At 56.4% G+C, this 991-nt stretch carries 1 protein-coding gene; it reads left to right on the plus strand.

Annotated features, from left to right (window positions below; translation table 11 throughout):
• On the plus strand, positions 1 to 952 hold a 952-nt coding region (locus FNL14_RS22770), incomplete at its 5' end, for an IS3 family transposase (RefSeq protein ID WP_142065032.1).
• Between the last annotated feature and the right edge of the window lie 39 nt (positions 953 to 991).

Below are 991 nucleotides of genomic sequence, written 5' to 3' on the forward strand. Positions count from 1 at the left end.
TACCCGAACTGGAACGACTGCGGCGGGAGAACGAACGCTTGCGGGCGGAAGTGGCTTACCTGGGAAAATTGCGGGCCTTGAGGGCGCAGGAACGACGGTGAAGGTTCAAGCCCTCATCGCCCTCAAGGCTGATTTTCCCCTCCCGATACTTCTTCAGATCACGGGTATTGCCAGGTCAACATTCTTCTACCACCAGGCCCGCCTCCAAGCTCCCGACCCCCGGGAGGAACTCAAGGCCAAAGTCATAGAGATATTCGAGAAGAACCACGGCCGGTACGGGCACAGACGTGTTCATACCGAACTGGTCAAGCAAGGGTGGACGATCGCCAAGAAGACGGTGCTGAAGCTGATGCGTTCTTTGCGGCTCGTCTGCAAAGTCCGGCGGAAGAAACGTTACAGCTCCTACAAGGGTGATCAGGGAAAGGTTGCCCCGAACGTCCTGAATCGGGAGTTTGAGGCCGATGGGCCCAACCGGAAGTGGGTGACGGACGTGACGGAATTCAGCGTCGGCGACCGGAAGCTTTACCTCTCACCGATCATGGATCTCTTCGATCGGCAGATCATCGCCTACTCCGTTGGCTTGTCACCAAACCTGGAGCTAACAAACACCTCGCTTCGGGAGGCGCTGAACATCCTTCAACCCGGGCAAACCGTGCTGGTGCACTCAGATCAGGGCTTCCAGTACCAGCACGTCTCATGGCGGAACCTGCTCAAGAAAGCCGGCGCAGTTCAGTCCATGTCGCGCAAAGGCAACTGCTACGACAACGCCGTGATGGAAAACTTTTTCGGACACCTCAAGGAAGAATTGTTCCACCACGTCCGATTTATCAACACCGACGCACTGGCCGCAGCACTTCACGAGTACATCCACTGGTACAACACCGAAAGAATCTCAACAAGGCTCAAGGGCCTGAGCCCGGTGCAATACCGTGCTCAGGCCCTTGCAGTTTAGGCTCTTACTAAGCCAGTCCAACTTTCGGGGACCAGTTCA

Source organism: Pseudarthrobacter sp. B4EP4b (assembly GCF_006680095.1).
Lineage (GTDB): Bacteria > Actinomycetota > Actinomycetes > Actinomycetales > Micrococcaceae > Arthrobacter.